We start from the raw sequence: 18,920 nt of genomic DNA, 5'->3' as shown, positions 1-18,920 counted from the left end.
ACGGGATTATATGTGGGGAGTACTACGCGCGATTAACCGGAAAGGCGATTACGTCTTCAATGTGTTGTGCACCGAGTTTCAGCATGAGTATACGGTCTACGCCTAACGCCACGCCGGAACAGGCGGGTAAGCCAGCATCCAGTGCAGCTAAAAAATGCTCATCGATGGGCTTTTCCGGCAGACGGAAGGTTTCTCTCAAACGGTTGTCGTGTTCGAAACGGCGTCGCTGCTCAGGTGCGCTTTGCAGTTCATGAAAGCCGTTAGCCAGCTCGGCACCCTTAAAGTACACTTCGAACCGGTCGGCGGTTCTGGGATCCTGTTTATTTAACTGTGCCAACGACGCCTGGGACGCGGGATAGCCATAAATAAAACAAGGTACCTGCTGGCCAATATTAGGTTCGATTTCGTAACTGAATAACAATTGCAACATACCGTCGTGATCAATAGGATAACCGTCACTCAAATCAATGTTGCACCGGTTAAACACAGTGGCAACTTCGGCGGTGGTTGCCGTAAGTGGATCCAGTGCCAGATGCTTTAGAAACGCTTGCTGATAACTCAACATTTCAGTTTCTGATACATCCAAAGCAAGCTGCAGCAACTCGCTGACTTCCTGCATAAGCTGATGGTGGTCAAATCCAATCCGATACCATTCCAGCATGGTAAATTCAGGGTTATGCCAACGCCCGTGGCCTTCGTGACGATAGGCCTTACCCAACTGATATACGCAGGTTTTATAGGTAGCCAACAACCGCTTTAATGCAAATTCAGGCGAGGTTTGCAGATACAGCGTTTCGGTTTTACCCGTACTGCTGTATTTGAATTCGCAACTAAACGCATCAAGATGAACGTCGGTTACCGTGCCATGAGATAACGTTGGCGTATCCACTTCAAGTACATTGCGGCTGGCAAAAAACTGACGGATCTGTTGATACAAGTTCGCCCTGGCCTGGAGGGCTTGTAACGATGCGGTGGGTTGCCAGAGAGGCTTAGACATGCAGAATGCTCAATAAGCATGTGCAGGCCACTGGCCTGCACCAAAACAGAACTATTTTTGTGCGCGAGACACGTATTCACCCGAACGCGTATCTACTTTGATCACTTCGCCGGTTTGAATAAACAAGGGTACACGTACTACTGCACCGGTAGACAGCGTAGCAGGTTTACCGCCCGTACCAGCGGTATCGCCTTTCAGACCGGGGTCGGTTTCGGTAATTTCCAGTTCTACAAAGTTAGGTGGCGTAACTGTGATTGGCGTGCCATTCCACAACGTAATAGTGCACATATCATTTTCTACCAGCCATTTTACGTTATCGCCTACGGCTTTTTGATCCGCAGCGATTTGTTCGAATGTATCATTGTTCATAAAGTGGTAGAATTCGCCGTCGGTGTACAGGTAGGCTAAATCCGTATCCAATACGTCTGCGCCTTCAACTGACTCACCTGAGCGGAAGGTTTTTTCCAACACTTTGCCTGAAATCAGTTTGCGAATTTTAACCCGGTTAAATGCCTGACCTTTACCTGGTTTAACGTATTCGTTTTCTAAGATGTTGCAAGGTTCGCCGTCGAGCATAATTTTAAGGCCCGATTTGAACTCGTTAGTGCTGAAAAAAGCCATAATTCCTCAATAACTCTTGTAGGTTTTAGATTTAGTGGCGCAAATAATACAAAAAAATAGCATATCTGTGGAGAAAAACTGGCAAAAAGAATTGGCCATGAGCTTTACCGATCCCATTTCCCTGTTGGATTACCTGCAAATCGACAACACTGATTTTGCTGCCGACGCCGAGGCCCGCCGCCTGTTTCCCATGCGTGTGCCGCGCCATTTTGCCCGTCTGATGGAAAAGGGAAACCGCCACGATCCGTTGTTACTTCAGGTTCTGCCCGACCGCCAGGAATTTTTAACACCGCCAGGGTTTGTCCTTGATCCACTGAGCGAACACGACACCGCAGGGCGGGGGTTACTGCACAAATACAATAGTCGGGTACTCATGATTGTGCGAGGCGGCTGCGCCGTGAATTGCCGCTATTGTTTCAGACGCCACTTCCCCTACAGCGATAATAGCCTGTCGAAGCAGGAGTTTGCCGCGCATTTAAATTATCTTGAAGCGAATACCAACATCAACGAAGTCATTTTCTCAGGCGGCGATCCACTCATGGCTAAAGATTCACACTTAAGTGATATGGCTCAGCAGATTGCCGGTATTGAGCACATCAAGCGCCTGCGTATTCACACCCGCTTACCCGTTGTGTTACCCGAGCGACTGGACAGTGCATTCTTCGATTGGTTCGCCACCAGCCCTTTGCAGCGCATTATGGTATTACATGTGAATCATGCAAATGAGCTATCGGCTGAACTTATAAAGCGCCTTGCCAGGCTTAAACAGGCGGGCGTTACCTTGCTGAATCAGGCGGTGTTACTGCGAGGCGTAAACGATACAGCAGACACGCAAACGGCGCTAAATGAAGCGTTATTCGATGCTGGCATAATGCCTTATTACCTGCATACACTCGACAAAGTGCAAGGCGCTGCGCATTTTGATGTATCACTAAAAGAAGCAAGGGCATTAATGGCTGAAGTGATAAAGCGTCAGCCAGGATTTATGGTTCCCAAACTCGTTACCGAAATTGGTGGCCAACCTGGCAAAACGCCGGTCGACTTACGTCTTCATCCACAGGAGCAACGCTCCGTTAATCACGCATAGGTATCGATGTTGGCGCCGATAGCCGGATTTGCGGATGCGGTTTTTGGTACGTCAGCAGCTGATTCCAGCAACTGAAGCGTAGCCTGACCATCTTGCTTCTGCTGGTCTTTGGCCAGTTTCAGCGATGCCAACTCAAGCGACGCACCGGACGTTCCAGAGGCACCTGCACCTTGAATATCCATACCAGTTTCCTTATTTGCTTGTAGCAATGTTAAAAAGTGGGCAGAATTGCCCACCTCATGGCTGTATCGGCCACTCTTTAATTAACTTTAATGAAATTTACAGGAGCGCTCACTTGGATTCTGTACACCAGCAATTACAAGAAACGCTGCAAACGTTATATCGCAAGGCAGTAGACGCTGACGCACGGCTCGATCAGTTGCAACAACAGCAAAAAGGCAAGTTTGTGGCAATCTTTGCCGAGGACAGTGGTTTTACAACACGGGCGAAACGCTTTTCGCCTTATGTGGAAGAAATTGCCCAGGACTGGCAGGCATTAAAATCGCAGTCAGACGACGAAGCCAAAGCGGCACTGGTGCCGTTGGTTAAGAAAATTGAACTGGCACTGGCCACGCTTCAACAGTTTACTGCGGTATCACATCAGTAATATGCTTGCTCATACCGACAGCGCGCTACTGCGCGCCGAGTCGGTAAAGAGGCAATTTATCAATTCTCTGCTGAATGTCCGCTACTTGTTCACGATAAGCAGGGCTGTCTACCTCACTGTATCGGCGTCGGAATTCAGCTTTGCTAAGCCCTTCAGGTAATCCGCCGATATACGGCAAAATATCGCGCTCGCGAAAATGTGCTTCGGCTAATACCTGCACCTGGGTTGCCGTTGTAGCCTCACTTGCTACGCGTCCAAATGCCATACCAGACATATCCGCAGCGAGATCCACGAAGCTATAGCCGCTGCCGCCCATGGCTCTGTCCATCAGCTCTTTAAACTCACCAATGGCGAGTGTCATATTTTGCTGTGACAAAATTTGAATGGCCGCAGAAATGGTGAAGTGCTTGGCTAAATCATTGCGTTGGGCAAGTACGGCCGGTGCACGCGGCTGCGCTATTTCACCAGACGTTGGGTGACTTGCCCCCACCAATTGCGAAATCCGGTGATCGCCAAGATAAATAGCCAACGACAACAGCGCTGCCTGATTATGCAAAACAGCGTCGTCTTCACCGCTAAGTGAAGCCGCCCGGCTCAATACCAGATTCAGGTATTTCGCAAGGGTTTGTGGCGTTGGGGAATTCCCCAAAGGTGAAGCGTCTAAGTACGCCAGATAGTCCGTAGTGAGGTCACCCAACGGATCCTCGCCGCTACTGATATTGCCACGGGCTACATCAATTTGTGCCAGCAGTTCATCGAGGGGGCGCATATCCAGAGTCAACTGCGAGTCGGTCATGGTAACCCGGGTGATTTGATTTGCCGCCGTGCTGGCCACATCGCTTTTGGTAAATTTGTCTACCAGCCACACCGCCATATTCAGTGCGGTTTCACCCGGAATAATCAAACTGCCCACACGCACGTAGTCGATGTCTACCCCATCAGCAGGAAACACCTGTGCAGTCACATTTATGTATAAACTGTTTGCGGGTGCAGGCAATGCCATACTGGCCTGGATCAGCGTTTTATGTGGCGCAATATCAACCGCTCCCTGAAAGCCTGGTAACGCCCGCTGAGCAAAGCCCATTAAACTTTCAAATTGCGATTGCGATATATGTACTTGTTGTTGCGCATGGCGGTCTTCCACACTGTTCTTTAACTGCCTCAACAACTCTTTAACGGTATCGGCATTATCTACCTGTTTGGATGATTCCCTGGTGACAATGGGGGCCTGATCAAGTGTTAAGAACGCCAGCCCGATTACGCCGACTAACAGCACTAGCAAGATGATAAACAGTAAACGTCGAAACATGTAAGCGTGACTCTCCCGCTCGCAATTATAATGGGGTTATTTCAGCACTCACCCAATCGGTCAGACTGGCAAACCTGGCACTGGCAGCACTAAAATCGTGAGACTCAGATTGAATGGTAGGAATAGCAACACAGCGCAACCCTGCTGTCACGGCGGCCTTTAAACCGTGCTCAGTGTCTTCTACCGCCATCGCTTCAGAGGCTGAAATGCCCATCTCTTGCAGCGCTTTTAGGTAGCAATCGGGGGCTGGTTTACTGTGCTCTACATCCTCAACAGCCACCACGCATTCAATTATCTCTTCGTAACCATAGCATTCAATGGTACGCATCACCGACAAACGGCTACCGCCGGTAACAATAGCAATCCGGAGTCCTTTTTCCTTGCAGCGCTTTAGCGTTTCGTCAGCCCCGGGCATTAACGGGAACGGGGCTTTCATCAGATGCTCTTTAGTAAGTAACTGCTTACTTTCTGCAAGATCTTTAGCAGTAATAGGTAAATTAAAATCCCTTACAGCGTCGATTGCGTTTTGGGGCACGGGAATACCCGCCATCACACTATTGTAGTACTGTTCGGTTAATGCCACATTGAACGGGTTCAGAACTTGTTGCCAAAGCGCAAAGTGGACGGCCTCGGAATTAATGAGTGTGCCGTCGTGGTCGAATAAAATTGCTTTCAATCGTTAGTCTTCCGTGAAAATGAGGGGCGTTACACCACCTCAGCCATATTACCTTTGCTTTCCAGCCATTGCTTGCGATCGCCAGCGCGCTTTTTATTTAATAACATATCCATCATTTCCAGCATGTCATCGGCATCATCAGCAGTAAGCTGCACTAATCTTCGTGTATTGGGATCCATGGTGGTTTCCCGTAACTGAATTGGGTTCATTTCACCCAGCCCTTTAAACCGCTGCACGTTAATTTTGCCACGGCGTTTTTCGGCTTCAATGCGGTCCAGAATGCCCTGCTTTTCTGATTCATCCAGTGCGTAAAAAACCTCCTTACCCACGTCAATGCGAAACAGCGGTGGCATGGCTACATACACATGACCGGCATTTACCAACGCTCTGAAGTGGCGTACAAACAACGCGCACAACAGGGTGGCAATATGCAGCCCATCGGAGTCTGCATCGGCCAGAATACAAATTTTACCGTACCGCAATCCCGACAAATCCTCTGAATCAGGATCAATGCCCAGCGCAACGGAAATGTCGTGAATTTCCTGTGAAGCCAGTATCTGACTGGAATCGACTTCCCAACTGTTCAGAATTTTACCGCGTAACGGCATAATGGCCTGGAACTCGCGATCACGAGCCTGTTTGGCTGAACCTCCCGCAGAATCCCCTTCCACCAAAAACAGCTCTGAGTAGTTAATGTCCTGCGACGAGCAATCAGTTAACTTACCAGGCAACGCAGGGCCCTGTGTGACCTTTTTACGTGCAACTTTTTTGTTCTGACGTAAACGACGCTGAGCGTTATTAATACACATGTCTGCCAGCGCTTCGGCAACGTCAGTGTGCTGATTCAACCACAAACTAAAGGCGTCCTTTACTACGCCTGATACAAACGCCGATGCCTGACGCGACGATAGCCGCTCTTTGGTTTGTCCGGCAAACTGTGGATCGTGCATCTTGGTTGAAAGAATATAGGCGCAACGCTCCCAGATATCATCAGGGGTTAATTTAACCCCCCTTGGCAACAGGTTGCGGAATTCACAGAATTCCCGCATGGATTCCAGCAATCCCTGGCGCAAGCCGTTTACATGAGTCCCCCCCTGAGCAGTGGGGATCAGGTTTACGTAACTTTCGGTAAGTAGTTCACCACCTTCCGGCAACCACATGACAGCCCAGTTAGCCGCTTCGCCATTACCGCTGAAGTTGCCAATAAACGGCACATCTTCCGGCACAGTGATATATTCTTTTACGGCACTTAACAGGTAATCCTGCAAGCCATCTTCGTAAAACCACTCGTGGCTTTCTTTGTTAACCTTGTCGTCGAACTTAATCCGCAGGCCTGGGCTGAGTACCGCTTTCGCCCGCAAATTATGGCGCAGGCGCGACACCGAAAACTTAGCTGAATCGAAATACTGCGGGTCAGGCCAAAAACGCACACTGGTACCGGTGTTACGACGGCCACAGGTATCGATTACGCGCAAATCTTCGGCTTTATCACCATTTTCAAACGCAATAAAATACACCTGACTGTCGCGGCGAATGGTCACTTCTACGCGGGTAGACAACGCGTTTACTACCGAGATCCCCACGCCGTGCAAACCGCCGGAGAACTCGTAGTTTTTATTTGAGAACTTACCACCGGCGTGCAGCTTGGTCATGATCAACTCTACGCCAGAGATACGCTCTTCCGGGTGAATATCCACCGGCATCCCACGACCATCGTCGATCACTTCCAGCGACTGATCTTCATGCAATATTACTTTAATGTTTGTTGCATGACCCGCTAACGCCTCATCCACACTGTTGTCGATAACTTCCTGACCCAAATGGTTAGGGCGAACGGTATCGGTATACATTCCCGGGCGGCGTTTTACCGGCTCAAGGCCATTTAACACCTCAATTGCATCAGAATTATATTGATTCGACATAGTTGTGATTGTTCTTCGTTGTCAGGTGTTTGGGTTACTCAGTACTCAAGCGCAGGAGACTGTTCCAGGCTAAAAAAACTGCGTTGTTTTGGCCGATGTTATCAGGCACTTGGAGGAAGCGCAATTTCAGCCTTAGGCTGAAAACAAAAACGCCGCAATCGCTGGCAAATGCTGCTCGTAATCCACAAAACTGTGATCGCCACCCTCTTCCACAACTACCTCTGCCCCTTGGTAATGCTGCACCGCCAAACGGTAGTCCAGGGTTTCATCACCAGTTTGTAACAGTACTTTAAAGTTGGCTGGGTTGGTAATGTGTGGCACATAGAGCCGCCTGATATGCTCAATGTCTGATTTACTCAATGTAAACTGCTTTTGAGTATATGGATTGATATGCGCGCCTAAATAGCCTTCCAGCAATTCAAAGGGCTTTACTGCTGGGTTAATCAGTGCAGCCTTGCCGTTGAAATGCGCCATTAGCCAGGTGGCTAAATAGCCGCCCATGGAACTGCCAATCACTTTTAAGCCGTTGTCGGTTAACACAGGATTCGCAGTAATAAGCGAAAGGAGTTGTTTGCTTAACTCGGCCGGATGGTTCGACAATTCAGGGCAAATGAACTCGATATCAGGATGATGCTCTGCCAAATAGGCACGCGTTTGCTGGGCTTTTACCGACAAAGGGGAACTTAAAAATCCGTGTAAATACAAAATGGCACTCATGCCACTCTCCCTATTTCTGTGCTCAGTGATGAGGTTAAATTGAATTGTCTGAATCCTGGTGCCACGTCGGCTAGTCCAAATTCTGGCGTTAATGCCCACTGCCAACAAGTCGATGGTGCACCGTAAACCGGCCGGCCAGCCAGACTAGCCAGATTATCGGCGTGGATATGCCCGTGTAACAGCGCGGCAACAGGATGCTCGGCAAGCCAGGCTTCAAGTAACTGCACACCCTGTAACGCGTGTTTATCCATCCAACTTTCTGTGGCTACCGGATGGTGATGCAGTGCCAGCAAATGTTGTTTTTCGGCATGATGTTGTATTTGCGTACTGATCTGTTGCAACTGGTTCGGGTTAATAATCCCCAGCGTCCCCGTCGAGCGGGTGTCCAGCCCATGAATACACCAATCGCCAAATTCCCAGCAGGTGTCAGCCGTTAAAAGCCAGCGAGCAAGGCGCGAGTTAAACAATGGATTATTGTCGTGGTTGCCGGCAATTACTTTAATCGGCACATCTGGCAGCCATTGATTCAGTGCATCAATAAAAAACTGGTAACTGGCATCGGAATCATCACCGCTGATGTCGCCGGTTACAATAATGCCATCCGGCTTTTGCGTTGCAACCAGGTTTAATACCGCAAGCAGGCTTTGCAGTGGATTAATACCGCCATACCCTTCGCGCTCCGGGTTCTCCAGCAAATGGCAATCAGAGAGTTGAATCAGCTTCATTGCGGTTGAGCAATCGGCTGGGCATCGTGATTAAGGCAAAAATGCAGCCACTCGGTAAGAAATAAATTCACCATGTGCTTTTCGTTGCGCAGCCGCATTTTGGCATTGGGATATTCATAAGAGGGAGCCAGTGCACCCGCGTTCTGACTGGACGTGACTTCTGCCATTCTGGCGTCGTGATACAAGCGCACGGTCATGGCCGGCTTCATGTAATCGGGTGTGCCAGTATCAACCTGTTCTATATCGAGGGTACTGGTATAACGGGCCGAGTCGACAATCCTGATCTGATAGCAGAGTCCTTTGCCTGCGCTGAAGCGATAGGTAAGGGCCTGAGTGTCGCAGTCTGGCAGCATCGACAACAAATGCACGTAATTACGCTCGCAGATTGCCTGTAGCGTAGGAAGATTTGGTACATATTTGCGCAAAGGGGTTGCCACGTTATTGCCAGCTCGCCAGTAAATTTTGCTTATTCATAAAGAACCATTGTAACGCAATAATGGCCGCTGCGTTGTCTATTTTGCCGTTTGCCAACCACTCACGGGCGTCGTTCTCTGCCACCCGATGCACTAAAATATCTTCTGATTCATAAGCTAAGCCATGCACGCCGGATGCCTGAGTGGCATCGGTTTTCGCCATATAAATATGCAAACGTTCGGTTGTTCCTCCAGGACTGGCAAGATAGCTCAAGGCTTTCGTCAGATGGGTTAAAGCTATACCCGCCTCTTCTTCCGCTTCCCGGTGACATACTGACTCCTGAGTTTCACCTTCGTCAATGATCCCGGCAATCACTTCAATTAACCAAGGCGAGTCAGAGGTGGCCAGCGCGCCCATTCTCACCTGTTCAATCAGTACGAATTCTTCGGTAACCGGATCATAGGGCAATACCGCTACAGCATGGCCGCGTTCAAACATTTCACGGCGAACAATATCACTCCAGCTACCATCGTATTTTTTGTGTCTGAACTCATACAGCATCATGGTAAAAAAGCCATTGTAGACAGGCTTTTTACTGAGTATTTCGACGTCAGCTGAGTTGAAACGCTGAATTTTCGCTTTCATTGCATTCTCTTTTACTGTGTAAACCGGTTAATATACGAATTTGAACATTTACGATCATCCGTGTATTTATAATTTGAGTAATACACGATTGGGCAGACATAACACATATTCTGTTACACTTGCTCAAGCTCTGTTACGTCTTATAAGTATCTTTTAGTCGTTGACTTACTTAAAGTACGAAACAGATTATGGAACAGTATTCAATGGCGTTGAGGTGTGGGTCTCCCGGTGTGGGTTACCCGATGTAACACAGGCACCTTACCACCGTATAAACAGTCCATCAACACACCTTGAATACGCAAAACAGTTGAGATTGAAGGCGCACAAATGAAAAGAACACTCATATCACTAATGCTCGGTTTTGGTATAACTACACCGGTATTAGCCGATAGTTTACTGGAAGTTTATCAACAGGCCCTTGCTAACGATCCGGTCGTTAATCGTGCCAAGGCTCAACGCGATGCAGCCTATAAAGGTATTCCGCTAAGCCGCGCCGCATTACTTCCTCAAATTTCCGGTTCACTGGGGTATTCCAAGTCATCACGGGAAACCACGCAAACTATCCAGGTAAGCAACGATGACGGCTCAACCGGCTTTAACATCGTTGATGTTGACATTGACAGCAATTCCACCAGCTATGGCATTGATCTTACGATGTCTCTGTACGACCACTCTAACTGGCTGGGCCTTGACCGCGCAGAATTAACCGCGGAACAAAGTGATGCCAGCTATGCTGCCGCAACTCAGGAACTGATTGTGCGCACAGTTACCGCGTACTTAAACGTACTGCGTGCCCAGGACAATCTGGATTTTGTTCGCGCAGAAAAACGTGCCATTGAGCGTCAGTTGGAGCAAACTAAACAGCGTTTTGAAGTGGGCTTAACGGCGATCACAGACGTGCATGAAGCACAAGCTAACTTTGACAGCACAGTGGCGCAGGAAATTGTAGCGGAGAACCGCATTGAACTGGCTCGTGAAGCGCTGCGTGTTATTACCGGCAAATACCATGATCGTTTGGATATATTAAACACCGAGCGTTTTTCGGCAACCGCACCAAGCCCGGAAAATGTTGATGGTTGGTTGAGTATTGCTGAAAATGCAAACCTGACATTATTAGCCCAACGTCTTGCGCTTGACGTTGCCAAAATGGACATCGATATTGCCACCGCAGGGCATTATCCAACCGTGGGTTTAAGTGCGTCGTATGGTGCCTCAAAAGGAACTACTGAATCACCATTCTTTAAAAACAGCACACCGTTTTTTGACAGCCAAAGTATTGGCTTGTCGGTAAGTGTACCGATTTATCAGGGCGGCTCAGTATCAGCTCAGGCTGACCGTGCCCGTGATTTGTATGTCTCTTCCAGTCAGGATCTGGAATTGGCTTACCGTCAGACTGTTCAGTCGGTTCGCAGTTCTTACAATGATGTTAAAGCGTCAATCTCGACTATTCGCGCACTGGAACAGGCCGTTATTTCAGCGGAAAGTGCACTAAAAGCAACCGAAGCTGGTTTTGACGTAGGTACGCGTACCATTGTTGACGTGCTGGACAGCACACGTAACTTATTTAACGCTCGCGCCAACCTGGCTGGAGCGCGTTACGATTTTATTCAGGCTATGGTTACGCTTAAACAAGCGGCTGGTAACTTAAAAGCCGAAGATATCGAATTACTCGAGCAAGGCATGAAAGCAGCCGGGTAAGGCTTTATTTAACTCACGTAAAAGCGCCCGGTTGGGCGCTTTTTAGTTTATACGTTGGGAATCCGGTAAATCTGACAGCAATTCCAGATCTTCAAGAATGTCCTGCATTGCCAGCTTTAATGCTTGTATGTCGTCCACGCTGGAAGAGTAATTGTCTAACTGGTCGTTCAATTGGGATAATTTTGCTTGCAAACTCTTGTTGCTCTCGTCCATGATACAGCCTGCTCTGAATGGAAGTGATTTCCACTTAAGTATAAGCCTAAATAGTAATAATTCTCAATATTTACACTTCAACTATGCAAGCGTCTCAATTACAAAACCGATTTGAACACATTCGCTCTAACAAAGCCTTTGAGCTTTTTGTTATTGGCGTGATCCTATTTTCCGCCTTACTGGTAGGCGCAAAAACCTATGATATGCCAGCTGCGGTAAACCATGCCACCAACATATTAGACTGGCTGATCAGTGCGTTTTTCCTGGTCGAACTCACCATCCGCTTCCTGGCAGAGCGACGTAAACTCGACTTTTTCAAAAGCTTTTGGAACTGGTTCGATACCATTATTGTATTAGTGAGCCTGTTACCACTGGAAAACAGTGATACCGCACTTATTGCCCGCCTGGTCAGGGTTTTCAGGGTACTGCGGATGATTTCGATTATTCCGGAATTGCGCATATTACTGGTGTCACTGATGAAGGCATTGCCCCAACTCGGCTACGTGATGCTGTTAATGTTCATTATTTTTTATATTTACGCCGCAGTGGGCAGCACGTTGTTCGAGCAAATCAATCCGGTACTGTGGGGCGATATTACTATCTCGTTACTTACGCTATTCAGGGTGATGACCTTTGAAGACTGGACTGACGTAATGTACGAAACCATGGAAGTGTATCCGCTCAGCTGGTTCTACTATTTAAGCTTTATCTTCTTTACTGCTTTTGCGTTCCTCAACATGGTAATTGGAATAGTAGTGAACGTAATGGAAGAAGAAAACGCCAAAGCGTGGCGTGAAGCGCATAAAGATGAACCCACATTGAAAGACATCGCAGAGCAGTTGGCCGCTCTAGAAAAAAAGCTGGACCAAAACATTAACAATAAAGTGGATTAGCACAACGCTCGTGCTCATTATAAAAAACGCCCGGTTTAACCGGGCGTGTTTGTTTATCAGATTAGATATTGTAGGTTTTCTTGAGCGCTGCAACCCGGGCCTGGGATTCGGGTGCATCAAACACGCGGCTCCCTAAACGCCGGTTTGCCAGTGTCTTCATATCCATCTTCAACAGTAACTCAATATAGTTGAGAAACACTTCATCACTGCGCACATTTTCGTCCACAATCTTATCGTAGATGGACTTAGCCTCTTCCATTTCCCCTTGAGCTATCAGTATTTGCGCCAGGGTGTCGGCGATTTCAGGCGCATTGGGGATCACTTTTAATGCCTGACGGGCATGCTCTTCGGCGTCGTCCAACATCCCTTCTTCCAGTTCCAGGAAAGCCAGGTTATTCAGTGCAATGGCGTTATCTGGCCAGTCCTTCGCGACTTTGCGATATTCGCCAATCGCTTGTTTGCGATCTTTTGGAATCATGCGCTCAGCGAATAATAATCTGGCCTGCAAATTCGCCGGATTGTTCTGTAAAAACGCGTTCAGAACGGCAAAGGCTTTATCGTTACTGCCAGAAAGCTCATAGGCGGCCATCAGCACCAGTAAGTTACGTGTGCTGGGGATTTCCTCATAGGCAGCCAGGGCATTCGGCACCGCATCCAGATAATCTTCCCGATAGATTTGCAAACGCGCTTCTACACCGCGTACAAACGGCAACATGCGTTCTTCGGGGGTCAGTTTGCCAAGTATCGCTTCGGCTTCGCGGATTTCACGCAACATCGAATGCAAATACGACTTCACTATTTCTATTTGACGATCCGGGCGCTTTTCGAGGAATTTTTTGGTTACTTCCAGTGCGTCGGCAAATTTGTTCTGCACATCCAGAATCATCACCAGGCCCAGCGTAGCGGTTTTGTTGTTAGGCGATATAGACAACCATTCGGTATACAGCGCTTTTGCTTCGTTTACCTGATTATTCGCCAGCAACAACCTGCCCTTGGTATCCCAGTATGGCATCGCAACCTCGGGGCGCTGAGGCACCTGATTAATCACTTTCAGGCCTTCTTCGTAACGATTTTCACTTAACAAGATGCGCGCCAGAACAATTTTTGGCGTGTCAGATTTCGGATTGCGCGAGGCAATCTCTTTTATGTAATCAATCCCTTCGTTTGCTTTACCGGCTTGCTGTTTGATCATGTAATACATGGCCAGCGCAGACTGATGCGTCGGGTCGATTTCCAATGCCTGTTTTAACCAGTTTACGGCTTCATCAGGCTTTTTCTCGTTCATCGCAATGGAGACACGCTGCAGTTTCGCCTTGATGTTACCGGAGTCGAGGGTTTCAGCCTTTTCAATGGCCTTTGTCGCTGCCGCAAAGTCATCTTTTAAAATGCTCACCTGCGCAATGGTCAGCCACGGCTCGGCGTTTTGCGGTTCCTTTTCCTGCCATTCACGGGCAACACCCAAGGCTTTGTCGAACTGTTTGGTTGCAATGTATGCATTCGCCAGCGTTTGCTGACCACTTGAAATCTCAGGCGCTTTCTTTACGGCTTCTTCAAGATTAAGGATCCCGTCGGCATCATTTAAAGACAGCTGAAGCACGCCAATCCGGGTTAAATCTTCTGCCGTGGTGGCCAAATCCGCCGACCGCTCAATCATTGCCTGAGCATCAACAACATTGCCGTCTTGAAGTAACTTATAACCCGCTTTTGAAAACAGGGTGGCATCGGTACTAAAATCACCGTCTACACGACTCAGTACGTCCATTGCTTCTTCGTTTTCTCCCTGAAACAACAGGCTGTCAGCCAACATGCGCAATGCAGGGTGAGTCGGCGGCAAGTTAGACGCAATCATCGACAAGTGCCGTGTAGCGGCCGCGTAATCTTTTAACTGATAAGCACTGTATCCGCCGACTAAACGGGCTAACGGATCAGTTCGCCCGCCCTGAATCGCTTTCTCAACATGCTGTAAGGCACTGGCAAACTCACCGGCCCGGACCTCGATAACCGCCTTGTACTGATTGAGCAGCGGGTTACCTGCACTCTTGGTAAGTAATTTATCTACCAGCGGTTCTGCGTCGTCGTAACGTTCATTGTCCATTAACAGCGCCGACAAAATGAACGAGGTTTCCGCGTCTTCAGGATAGGCCTGAACATAGGCCTGATAAGCTTCAATTGCCTGGTCTGGTTTCTTCAGATACAAATTCAAACGCGCCAGCAGTTGCAGCACGTTTTTATTAAGTGGCGATTGTTCACGCAGGGCTTCAACCTGAGTAAGGGTTTTCTCGTATTGCTCATCCAGCATACTTTCGTAAGCCAGCGATAAGCCTTTGTACACACTGTTGGTATCCAGCTCGCGGATTTCATCGATAAGCTGGCGTGCTTCTGTTTTTTTATCGAGTTTGATCAGCGCTTCCAGTTTATAGAAGGTCACTTCTGCACGCTTTACTGCTGTTAGGCCATCAACACTGTGGTCTATTTCAGCCAGCGCAACGTCTGCGTTGGTTTCCTGATAAGCCAGTGTGAGTAGAGGAATGACTGCGGAAACGTCATAGCCGAGTTCCAGTGCACGGTTCAATTCCTTTTCTGCGGCAGCAAAATTGCCTTCATCCACATAAAGCTGACCCAGTTCGAAGCGGGGATTGGGATCCTGAGGATTTTTTTGAATCGCATTTTTGAACTCCAGAATCGCTGATTCTGTGTCCCTGGCCTCTATAAACTGGCGCGCCGCGAGTAAGTGTTCTTCACTGGTTTTTTGCCCGCAGCCTGTTAAAGACGTGGCACTCAGCCCCATAAGAATAGCCGAAAGAAGTACCCGGCGGTGTAATGACCTTTTCTTCATTGTGCTTACCTTGCTCATGATTCCTAATACTGTCCCTATAAATTTACCAGTCGGTTTCCTATACAATAATGGTATCCGCACTACTATTGGCCTATAATAGCACTTTATATATATCGCTGGCTTTTCTGCTATGCCCGTCCGAGTTATCCAGGATCTTTAATTTAATGACCACAAACGTCGAACTGACCTTTACCGATCTCAAACTACCGCAACCTATCTTACAGGCCCTTGAGAAAGTTGGCTACGAGAAACCGTCGCCAATTCAAGCTGAAAGTATCCCGTTACTACTGGATGGCCATGACCTGCTGGGTCAGGCTCAAACTGGTACCGGGAAGACGGCTGCCTTCGCTTTGCCTATGCTGGCAAATCTTGACGTAGAAGGCAATTATCCGCAGCTTTTAGTGCTTGCTCCCACTCGTGAACTGGCCATACAGGTAGCCGAAGCGTTCCAGGCTTATGCCACCTTCTCACAAAAAATCCGCGTACTGCCAATTTATGGTGGACAGTCTTACGACAACCAGATCCGCCAGTTAAAGCGTGGCGTTCAGGTTGTGGTTGGTACACCAGGACGGGTAATTGACCACATCAATCGCGGTACGCTGAAACTCGACAAACTGAAGTTCCTGGTTCTGGACGAAGCAGACGAGATGTTGCGCATGGGTTTCATCGATGACGTAGAGTTGATTTTAAGTCACGCGCCAGCAGAACGTCAGACAGCACTGTTCTCGGCCACCATGCCAGGTCCAATCAAAAAGATTGCACAGCGATATCTGAACGATCCCAAGCACGTGAAGATCGAGTCAAAGGTAAGTACCGCCAGCACAATTCGTCAGCGTTACTGTCAGGTTGCCGGACACCACAAACTGGAAGCGCTGACGCGCATTATGGAAGTGGAAACATTCGATGGCATGATCATCTTCGTACGTACCAAAACCGCCACGCTGGAACTGGCTGAAAAGTTAGCAGCACGCGGGTTTGATGTAGAGCCACTGAACGGTGATATTCCGCAGGCCGCTCGCGAGCGCACGGTAGACCGCCTGAAACAGGGCAAAATTGATATTCTGGTAGCCACCGACGTAGTTGCCCGTGGACTTGACGTTGAACGCGTTAGCCACGTTGTTAACTTTGACATTCCATACGACACAGAGAGCTATGTTCACCGCATTGGCCGTACCGGCCGCGCCGGTAGAAGCGGTGATGCTATTTTGTTTATTTCTCATCGCGAAAAGCGCTTACTGAATGCCATTGAGAATGCCACTCGCCAGCCAATTGAAGCGATGCCGATTCCGTCGATCAGCGAACTGAACGAAACGCGTTTAACCAGGTTCAAGCAGAGCGTTATGGAAGCCACTAAAGACGACAGTCTGGAAGGCCTGATGCCAATTGTGGATATGCTGATTGAAGAAAACGAAGCCAGCCCGGAAGTGTTGCTTGCAGCGTTAATTAAATTGGCGCAGGGCGATGAACCCTTGCTGTTAAAAGAGACTGACCGTCCGGATCTGCATTCTGCCCGCCAGCGTGGTGACGATGACCGCCGGGGTGGCGATCGCGAAGGGCGTCCACGTCGTGAGGGCCGTGAAGGTCGCGAAGGCCGTGAAGGCAGAGACAGTCGCCGCAAGTCGCCGCGTGACAGCCGCCGTCCTGAAGAAGGCATGCAGCGTTTCCGCATCGAAGTTGGCCACACGCATGGCGTGAAACCAGGTAATATCGTAGGTGCCATTGCCAACGAAGCTGGCATCGACAGCAAATACATTGGTGCCATCGAAATATTCGATAACTTCTCTACGGTAGATTTACCGGAAGGCATGCCCAAAGATGTGAAGCAAACGCTGCAGGATACCCGAGTATCAGGCCAACGTTTAGGCTTACGCGAGTGGTCAGATAAACCACCCGCGCGGAAAAAGGCTCCGAAGCCTCGTGGTTAAATAAAATCAACCGGCAGCGTGATTATCACCCTGCCGGTTTTTCGTTAAGCTCCGCCAAAATCAGTCATCACTAATAACTTTTTAATCTGAAAAATATTTTTTAATTCATTTATACAATATAAATTTCAGGCAAACTAAACACAGTTACAGTGACAAGAGTCTGCTATGCGATATTTCCCGATTTTTATTGATGCCCAAGCGCTGCAGGTGCTGATTGTTGGCGCTGGCGAAGTGGCCGCACGCAAGCTGGAATTGTTATTAAAAAGCCCGGCAATCATTACGGTGGTGGCACCTCAAGTGTGCACAACGGTGCGTCATTTAGCAGAATCCTCACAAGTTACTCTACTTGAAAGACCATTCGAAGAAAGCGATCTGGACAATCACCGCATGGTGTTTGTTGCCACCAGCGATGAGGCGCTAAACGCAGACATTCACAAACTTGCGACCGAACGCAACATGCTGGTGAATGTAGTAGACAACACGCCGCTTTGTGGCTTTATTACGCCATCTATTATCGACCGTTCCCCACTGGTAATTGCCCTGAGCAGCGGTGGCAATGCGCCTGTACTACTGCGCTATTTGCGCCAGAAGCTGGAGTCTGTCCTGCCAGCAAACCTCAGTAAGCTGGGTTCTTTCTCGGAGCGATTCCGCGAAAAAGTAAAGCAGTCTCTTGCCACAGTTACCGAACGACGCTATTTCTGGGAATCAGTATTGGAAGGCGATATTGCCGAAGAAGTCACCCAAGGCAACGATAGTAAAGCCGAGCAAAAATTTTTAGCGGCGCTGGACGACGCTGCCGCGCAAAAGCAAACCGAAGGCCAGGTGTATCTGGTGGGTGCCGGTCCGGGCGATCCTGACTTACTTACCTTCCGCGCACTGCGTTTGATGCAAAAGGCTGACGTGGTAGTGTACGACAGACTGGTATCACCACAAATTCTTGAGCTAGTGCGCCGCGATGCCGAAAAGATTTATGTAGGCAAAGCCAAAAGCCATCACACTGTTCCACAGCAAGACATCAATCAGATTTTGGTTGAACAAGCTAAAGCCGGCAACCGCGTGGTGCGCTTAAAAGGTGGTGATCCGTTTATTTTCGGACGCGGTGGCGAAGAAATCGAAACGCTGCTGGCCGCCGGGATCAGTTTTCAGGTAGTACCCGGAATCACTGCTGCCGCTGGTGCGGGTGCGTATGCGGGTATTCCGCTTACACATCGGGATCACGCTCAGTCTGTGGTATTTGCCACTGGGCATCTTAAAGACGGTACTATCGACCTGAATTGGCAAGGTCTGGCGCACCCTAATCAAACCATCGTGTTTTATATGGGGCTAACCGGTTTAGCTATTATTTGTGAGCAGTTGATTAAACACGGACTGTCCGAAGATACACCTATTGCTCTGGTTCAAAAAGCCACCACCAGTGAACAAAAAGTGATTACTGCCACGCTATCTACCATATTGAGTCATCCAGAACTCTGTGACATGAAGCCACCTACGTTGATCATTGTTGGCAGCGTGGTGTCGTTGCAGGCAAAGCTTAACTGGTTCGAATAATACTAAGGGGCTGTTGACCTTTGCTGTATGTTTTAACGGCGAATTGTGCATCATTTAGGCAAGGCAGAGTCCATGTAGTGTAGTTGC

Annotated in this window: 18 protein-coding genes; 6 read left to right on the top strand and 12 right to left on the bottom strand. The window is 48.7% G+C overall.

What is annotated here, in order from left to right; all coding sequences use genetic code 11:
- Nucleotides 1-22 precede the first annotated feature (22 nt).
- Together epmA and efp are read right to left on the bottom strand one after the other, a co-directional pair.
- Nucleotides 23-997: an elongation factor P--(R)-beta-lysine ligase gene (epmA, locus tag FJ444_RS17730; protein WP_140960569.1), complete on the bottom strand. Its 975-nt coding sequence runs from the start codon at nt 995-997 to the stop codon at nt 23-25.
- 51 nt (nt 998-1,048) lie between these two features.
- A complete protein-coding gene (gene efp / locus FJ444_RS17725) occupies nt 1,049-1,618 on the bottom strand; it encodes an elongation factor P (RefSeq protein WP_140960567.1) in 570 nt (189 codons plus the stop codon).
- Between the two features lie 34 nt (nt 1,619-1,652).
- Here efp and epmB point away from each other — a divergent pair, with 34 nt between their 5' ends.
- Entirely contained in the window at nt 1,653-2,705 is a 1,053-nt protein-coding gene (epmB, locus tag FJ444_RS17720; RefSeq protein ID WP_140960565.1) for an EF-P beta-lysylation protein EpmB, read from the top strand.
- Here epmB and FJ444_RS17715 read toward each other — a convergent pair.
- The gene (locus FJ444_RS17715) at nt 2,696-2,887 is read right to left on the bottom strand and encodes a putative motility protein (protein WP_140960564.1); all 192 of its coding nucleotides are present in this window, start codon (nt 2,885-2,887) and stop codon (nt 2,696-2,698) included. The genes epmB and FJ444_RS17715 overlap by 10 nt on opposite strands.
- A 113-nt stretch (nt 2,888-3,000) precedes the next feature.
- Here FJ444_RS17715 and FJ444_RS17710 point away from each other — a divergent pair, with 113 nt between their 5' ends.
- Nucleotides 3,001-3,312, top strand: a complete 312-nt coding sequence (locus FJ444_RS17710; RefSeq protein ID WP_370298072.1) for a hypothetical protein — start codon at nt 3,001-3,003, stop codon at nt 3,310-3,312.
- Between the two features lie 25 nt (nt 3,313-3,337).
- Here FJ444_RS17710 and FJ444_RS17705 read toward each other — a convergent pair whose 3' ends face one another.
- The 7 genes from FJ444_RS17705 to nudF all read right to left on the bottom strand — a co-directional run bounded on the left by FJ444_RS17705 (nt 3,338) and on the right by nudF (nt 9,720).
- A complete protein-coding gene (locus FJ444_RS17705) occupies nt 3,338-4,621 on the bottom strand; it encodes a hypothetical protein (RefSeq protein ID WP_140960562.1) in 1,284 nt (427 codons plus the stop codon).
- 25 nt (nt 4,622-4,646) lie between these two features.
- Complete coding sequence (locus FJ444_RS17700; RefSeq protein ID WP_140960560.1) at nt 4,647-5,297, bottom strand: HAD family phosphatase; 651 nt, start codon at nt 5,295-5,297, stop codon at nt 4,647-4,649.
- Between the two features lie 29 nt (nt 5,298-5,326).
- Nucleotides 5,327-7,219 carry a DNA topoisomerase IV subunit B gene (parE, locus tag FJ444_RS17695; protein WP_140960558.1) on the bottom strand — a complete coding sequence of 631 codons (1,893 nt, stop codon included), beginning with the start codon at nt 7,217-7,219 and terminating at the stop codon, nt 5,327-5,329.
- 132 nt (nt 7,220-7,351) lie between these two features.
- On the bottom strand, nt 7,352-7,936 hold the full coding sequence (locus FJ444_RS17690) for a YqiA/YcfP family alpha/beta fold hydrolase (protein ID WP_140960556.1): 585 nt from the start codon (nt 7,934-7,936) through the stop codon (nt 7,352-7,354).
- Nucleotides 7,933-8,661: a metallophosphoesterase gene (locus FJ444_RS17685; protein ID WP_140960554.1), complete on the bottom strand. Its 729-nt coding sequence runs from the start codon at nt 8,659-8,661 to the stop codon at nt 7,933-7,935. The genes FJ444_RS17690 and FJ444_RS17685 overlap by 4 nt, the downstream gene beginning before the upstream one ends.
- Nucleotides 8,658-9,098 carry a DUF1249 domain-containing protein gene (locus tag FJ444_RS17680; RefSeq protein WP_255439293.1) on the bottom strand — a complete coding sequence of 147 codons (441 nt, stop codon included), beginning with the start codon at nt 9,096-9,098 and terminating at the stop codon, nt 8,658-8,660. Before FJ444_RS17680 ends, FJ444_RS17685 begins: the two co-directional genes overlap by 4 nt.
- Nucleotide 9,099: 1 nt before the next feature.
- On the bottom strand, nt 9,100-9,720 hold the full coding sequence (gene nudF / locus FJ444_RS17675; protein WP_140960552.1) for an ADP-ribose diphosphatase: 621 nt from the start codon (nt 9,718-9,720) through the stop codon (nt 9,100-9,102).
- Between the two features lie 327 nt (nt 9,721-10,047).
- Between nudF and tolC the strand changes: the two genes are divergently transcribed.
- Complete coding sequence (gene tolC, locus FJ444_RS17670) at nt 10,048-11,418, top strand: outer membrane channel protein TolC (RefSeq protein WP_140960550.1); 1,371 nt, start codon at nt 10,048-10,050, stop codon at nt 11,416-11,418.
- A gap of 42 nt (nt 11,419-11,460) precedes the next feature.
- Here the strand turns inward: tolC and FJ444_RS21430 are convergent, their stop codons facing one another.
- Entirely contained in the window at nt 11,461-11,631 is a 171-nt protein-coding gene (locus FJ444_RS21430; RefSeq protein WP_181405217.1) for a hypothetical protein, read from the bottom strand.
- 83 nt (nt 11,632-11,714) lie between these two features.
- Between FJ444_RS21430 and FJ444_RS17665 the strand changes: the two genes are divergently transcribed.
- Complete coding sequence (locus FJ444_RS17665) at nt 11,715-12,524, top strand: ion transporter (RefSeq protein WP_140960548.1); 810 nt, start codon at nt 11,715-11,717, stop codon at nt 12,522-12,524.
- A 61-nt stretch (nt 12,525-12,585) separates the two neighbouring features.
- Here FJ444_RS17665 and prsT read toward each other — a convergent pair whose 3' ends face one another.
- Entirely contained in the window at nt 12,586-15,360 is a 2,775-nt protein-coding gene (gene prsT, locus FJ444_RS17660) for an XrtA/PEP-CTERM system TPR-repeat protein PrsT (RefSeq protein WP_181405216.1), read from the bottom strand.
- Between the two features lie 164 nt (nt 15,361-15,524).
- On the opposite strand from prsT, the gene FJ444_RS17655 reads away from it, so the two are divergent.
- Nucleotides 15,525-17,285: a DEAD/DEAH box helicase gene (locus FJ444_RS17655; protein WP_140960544.1), complete on the top strand. Its 1,761-nt coding sequence runs from the start codon at nt 15,525-15,527 to the stop codon at nt 17,283-17,285.
- 165 nt (nt 17,286-17,450) lie between these two features.
- Nucleotides 17,451-18,833 carry a siroheme synthase CysG gene (gene cysG, locus FJ444_RS17650; RefSeq protein WP_140960542.1) on the top strand — a complete coding sequence of 461 codons (1,383 nt, stop codon included), beginning with the start codon at nt 17,451-17,453 and terminating at the stop codon, nt 18,831-18,833.
- The last annotated feature ends 87 nt before the right edge of the window (nt 18,834-18,920 follow it).

The sequence above is a fragment of the Aestuariibacter sp. GS-14 genome, from assembly GCF_006494365.1.
In the GTDB taxonomy this organism is placed as follows: Bacteria; Pseudomonadota; Gammaproteobacteria; order Enterobacterales; family Alteromonadaceae; genus Alteromonas; species Alteromonas mangrovi.
This window is presented reverse-complemented; position numbering and strand designations above follow the sequence as displayed.

Excerpts from the sequence above, each read along its gene's own strand:
- cysG (WP_140960542.1), top strand. The coding sequence starts at position 17,451 with ATGCGATATTTCCCGATTTTTATTGATGCCCAAGCGCTGCAGGTGCTG.
- epmA (WP_140960569.1), bottom strand. The coding sequence starts at position 997 with ATGTCTAAGCCTCTCTGGCAACCCACCGCATCGTTACAAGCCCTCCAG.
- FJ444_RS21430 (WP_181405217.1), bottom strand. The coding sequence starts at position 11,631 with ATGGACGAGAGCAACAAGAGTTTGCAAGCAAAATTATCCCAATTGAAC.
- nudF (WP_140960552.1), bottom strand. The coding sequence starts at position 9,720 with ATGAAAGCGAAAATTCAGCGTTTCAACTCAGCTGACGTCGAAATACTC.
- efp (WP_140960567.1), bottom strand. The coding sequence starts at position 1,618 with ATGGCTTTTTTCAGCACTAACGAGTTCAAATCGGGCCTTAAAATTATG.
- FJ444_RS17685 (WP_140960554.1), bottom strand. The coding sequence starts at position 8,661 with ATGAAGCTGATTCAACTCTCTGATTGCCATTTGCTGGAGAACCCGGAG.
- prsT (WP_181405216.1), bottom strand. The coding sequence starts at position 15,360 with ATGAAGAAAAGGTCATTACACCGCCGGGTACTTCTTTCGGCTATTCTT.
- FJ444_RS17715 (WP_140960564.1), bottom strand. The coding sequence starts at position 2,887 with ATGGATATTCAAGGTGCAGGTGCCTCTGGAACGTCCGGTGCGTCGCTT.
- FJ444_RS17655 (WP_140960544.1), top strand. The coding sequence starts at position 15,525 with ATGACCACAAACGTCGAACTGACCTTTACCGATCTCAAACTACCGCAA.
- FJ444_RS17690 (WP_140960556.1), bottom strand. The coding sequence starts at position 7,936 with ATGAGTGCCATTTTGTATTTACACGGATTTTTAAGTTCCCCTTTGTCG.
- parE (WP_140960558.1), bottom strand. The coding sequence starts at position 7,219 with ATGTCGAATCAATATAATTCTGATGCAATTGAGGTGTTAAATGGCCTT.
- FJ444_RS17705 (WP_140960562.1), bottom strand. The coding sequence starts at position 4,621 with ATGTTTCGACGTTTACTGTTTATCATCTTGCTAGTGCTGTTAGTCGGC.
- tolC (WP_140960550.1), top strand. The coding sequence starts at position 10,048 with ATGAAAAGAACACTCATATCACTAATGCTCGGTTTTGGTATAACTACA.
- FJ444_RS17665 (WP_140960548.1), top strand. The coding sequence starts at position 11,715 with ATGCAAGCGTCTCAATTACAAAACCGATTTGAACACATTCGCTCTAAC.